The following is a 3,101-nucleotide window of genomic DNA, read 5'->3' on the forward strand; positions in this document are numbered from 1 at the left end:
AAGACCCAGGCGAGCGGCACCCCGAGGAGCAGGGAGAGGACCGTCGCCGAGGTGGCGGTCACCAGCGAGAGCCGGAGGGCCTGCACCGCAGAGCCCTCGGCCAGGAGCTCGCCGAGCCTCGACCAGGGCGCGCGGACCACGAGCGCCAGCAGGGGCACGAGGAGGAAGGCCACCGCGACGACGGCTGGCGCCGCGAGCGGGAGCGGGACGCGTTCCCTCCGACGACGGGCGGCGCGCGGCCGGGGGACCTGGCGTACGGACTCGGCGCCGAGCGCCTGGCGCTGATCGGTCACGGGCTGCCGAACCCGGCGTCCGCGAGCGCCCGCGCCCCCTCGGCCGACAGGACGAAGTCGACGAAGGCCTGTGCCGTCTCCTGCCTGCTCGAGCCGGACACCACGGCAATGGGATAGGCCGTGGAGTCGTTGACGTCATCGGGGACGGGGATCGCCAGGACGGAGTCCCCGGCCGCCAGGGCATCGGTGCGGTACACGATCGCCGCGTCGACCTCGCCGAGCTCCACCTTCACCAGGGTCGCCCTCACATCGGACTCGAGGGTCACCGGGGTCACCGCAACGCCGGCGCTGGAGAGCACCCGCCGGGCGGTCACCCCGCAGGGAACGTCCTGCTGGCACAGGGCCACACGCACGTCGGTCCGGGCCAGGTCGGCGAGCCCGGAGACTCCCGCAGGGTTGTCCACGGGGACCACGATCTGCATGGAGTTGGTCGCGAAGGTGACCGGTTCGAGCACGGCCCCGGCCTCCACGACCAGGTCCATGGTCGCCTCGCTCGCGGAGGCGAAGACGTCGGCTGGTGCTCCCTGCTCGATCTGCGTCGCGAGCGCCGAGCTGCCCGCGAAGCTGAACGTGACGTAGGCACCCGGGTGGGCCTGCTCGAACGCCTCCCCGAGCGACTCGAAGACCTCCGTGAGCGAGGCGGCGGCGAGCACGGTGATCGGGCCGCTCACCACGGCCTCGTCGGACGCGACCGGCGTGGAGTCCGTACCGTCCCGCCCCTCCGACGCGCCGCAAGCGCCGAGGGCGAGCAGCGAGACCAGGACGAGTCCGAGCACTGCGCGCGACACGAGAGGCACGGACCCCTCCCCAGCGTCGTGCAGGCCGCACCTGCGAGGTGACCGCACCGCGGTCTCGCGGGCGTCGCGGATCACGCTACCTCCGCAGCGGCGTTCTGTGGACCAGACAGCCGACAGAAGTGCCCCACAGCCCCATTCCTCCCGCATCCGCGGATCTGCCCCATGAGCACTCCTCTCCCGACGCTCCGCGCAATCCTCGCACCGCCCAGCCATATCATCGATGAAATGTGACGATGAACACTGCTTGGCCTCGCAGGCCTCCGAACAGCAATTTTACCCGCTCGGGCAAGGCCACCGCCGACGCCAGGGCTGCCTTGACGGAGCACCGAGCGGCTCGTTAGGCTGAATCATCGATAATCTGACCATCGTCGGTCGGCGATCGGCGAGAAGGGAGTGTGGTCGTCATGATCACGCGCTACGTCCTGGGAGACGCCGAGACCGTCTTCCTGCCCGGCCGGCAGTTCCACACCTACTTCACGCCGTGGAGCAGCAACGCGGAGAACCTCTCCATCGGGCTGTCCGTCTACCCCGCCGGCTCCCGACCCGAGGGCCACATCCACCCCGCAGAGGAGGAGACGATCTTCTGTGTCAAGGGGCGGGGTCGCATCGTCTCCCCCGACGCCACGGCGGAGATGACTCCTGGGGTCCTCGTCCACGTCGCGCCCGGCACCTTCCACGCGACCGAGTCGGACGGGCCCGAGGACCTCGAGCTCCTGTGCGTCTTCACCCCTCCGGTTCGTCCTGGCTCCTACGAGGAGAAGAACTGACATGGCACCCCGCCCAGACCTCGACGTCGACGACGCGGAGATCGCCGAGCTCGAGGAGATCGCCCGGCAGGTCCGGATCTCCATCATCGAGGCCGTGAACTTCGCCCAGGTCGGCCACCTCGGCGGTCCGTTGTCAGCAACGGACATCCTCACGGCGCTGTACTTCAAGGTGCTGCGGATCCGCCCGGAGGAGCCCGCGTGGGAGGACCGCGACCGCTTCGTGCTGTCCAAGGGACACTCCGCCATCGGGCTCTACTCCACGATGGCCCATCGCGGCTACCTGCCCGTCTCGGAGCTGATGACCTTCGACGCCCTCCACTCCAGGCTCCAGGGTCATCCTGAGATGACCCACCTGCCGGGAATCGACATGTCGACCGGCTCGCTCGGCATGGGGGTCTCCGCTGCCATGGGCATGGCGCTCGGCGCACGCGTCCTGGGCAAGGACTTCGTCTCCGTCGCCATGGTCGGCGACGGAGAGAGCCAGGAGGGCCAGGTATGGGAGTGCGCCATGTCGGCGGCCCGCCAGCGGCTCGACAACTTCATCGTCATCGTCGACGAGAACCGGCTGCAGCAGTTCGGCTGGCTGACGGACCGCAGCGAGACCGGCTTCCGCAACGTCCAGCCACCGCACCTTCCCGGACAGCTCGCCGACAAGTGGCGGGCGTTCGGCTGGCGGGTGCTGGAGATGGACGGCCATGACATGCGCGACATCCTCCGCACCCTCGCCATCGCCCTCGAGAAGGACGAGGAGCACCGGCCCACGTGCATCGTCGCCGCGACGGTCAAGGGCAAGGGCGTGTCCTTCATGGAGAACGACTACACCTGGCACGGCAAGCCACTGAGTCCCCAGGACTACGCGCGGGCACGCGCCGACCTCGGGGCGACCGACGACGCAGGAGAGCAGGTTTCGCGATGACACTTCCCATGGGACTGGCCCAGCGTGAGGTCTTCGGCAGGGTCGTCACCGCGATGGCCGACACGGACGAGCGGATCGTCGTGCTCGACGCCGATGTCGCCAGCTCGACCAAGGCCGACATCTTCGAGGCCGCGCACCCGGATCGATTCCTCGAGATGGGGATCGCGGAGCAGAACATGCTCAGCGTGGCGGCCGGCCTCGCGACGACGGGCCTGATCCCGTTCATCTCGACGTTCACCGCATTCGCGGTCGTCCGCCCGCTCGACCAGATCCGGGTCCAGATCGCGCAGACCGGTGCGAACGTGAAGATCACGCCGAGCTACGCGGG

At 69.4% G+C, this 3,101-nt stretch carries 3 protein-coding genes and 2 pseudogenes; 3 read left to right on the forward strand and 2 right to left on the reverse strand.

Annotation, left to right across the window (positions count from 1 at the left end):
• A pseudogene (locus ABWK99_RS15190) lies at positions 1-293 on the reverse strand (hypothetical protein); the annotation flags it as partial.
• Entirely contained in the window at positions 290-1,090 is an 801-nt protein-coding gene (gene modA / locus ABWK99_RS15195) for a molybdate ABC transporter substrate-binding protein (RefSeq protein ID WP_372595535.1), read from the reverse strand. The pseudogene ABWK99_RS15190 and the gene modA, both read right to left, overlap by 4 nt.
• Positions 1,091-1,494: 404 nt before the next feature.
• On the opposite strand from modA, the gene ABWK99_RS15200 reads away from it, so the two are divergent.
• The 3 genes and pseudogenes from ABWK99_RS15200 to ABWK99_RS15210 form a co-directional block, all read left to right on the forward strand.
• Positions 1,495-1,857, forward strand: a complete 363-nt coding sequence (locus ABWK99_RS15200; protein WP_372595536.1) for a cupin domain-containing protein — start codon at positions 1,495-1,497, stop codon at positions 1,855-1,857.
• Between the two features lies 1 nt (position 1,858).
• Positions 1,859-2,773, forward strand: a complete 915-nt coding sequence (locus ABWK99_RS15205; protein ID WP_372595537.1) for a transketolase — start codon at positions 1,859-1,861, stop codon at positions 2,771-2,773.
• A pseudogene (locus ABWK99_RS15210) lies at positions 2,770-3,101 on the forward strand (transketolase family protein); the annotation flags it as partial. The gene ABWK99_RS15205 and the pseudogene ABWK99_RS15210, both read left to right, overlap by 4 nt.

This window comes from Actinotalea sp. (genome assembly GCF_041597215.1).
Lineage (GTDB): Bacteria > Actinomycetota > Actinomycetes > Actinomycetales > Cellulomonadaceae > Actinotalea.

Coding starts and splice junctions, on each gene's coding strand:
- ABWK99_RS15200 (WP_372595536.1), top strand. CDS start 1,495: ATGATCACGCGCTACGTCCTGGGAGACGCCGAGACCGTCTTCCTGCCC.
- ABWK99_RS15205 (WP_372595537.1), top strand. CDS start 1,859: ATGGCACCCCGCCCAGACCTCGACGTCGACGACGCGGAGATCGCCGAG.